This window comes from Caballeronia sp. BR00000012568055 (assembly GCF_029439455.1).
Taxonomy (GTDB): domain Bacteria; phylum Pseudomonadota; class Gammaproteobacteria; order Burkholderiales; family Burkholderiaceae; genus Caballeronia.
Genome location: NZ_JAQFVG010000240.1, coordinates 1 through 321 on the forward strand (window position 1 = coordinate 1; position 321 = coordinate 321).

1 pseudogene is annotated in these 321 nt (G+C 65.4%); it reads right to left on the minus strand.

The features are described from left to right. Positions 1-321: pseudogene (locus P7F28_RS11315) on the minus strand (hypothetical protein); the annotation flags it as partial.

A 321-nucleotide genomic window follows, 5' to 3' on the forward strand; every position in this document is an offset into this window, starting at 1 on the left:
ACGGAGTCAGCCGGCGCAGCGACATTTGCGCCGCTCTGCTTGGCGATCTCGGCGATCGGATCTGCGGCGGACGAGGCAGACTGTGCTGCTGCCGTCGAGGGCGTCGCCGGTGCGACGTAGTTCACCGCGACCGACTGTGGCGCCGAACGACGAAGCGCCACGTGATGCGCGTTGAAATCGACGTCCGCGTAGAGATCGGAGGCCGCGACGAGCCGATCCAGCGACTGCATCCAGTTCTCACCGTCGCGTGTGGCGAAGCTCATCGACGACGTCAGGTCGATATCCTTCTGTGCTGAGCCGGTCCACCCTTGCGGAACGAGC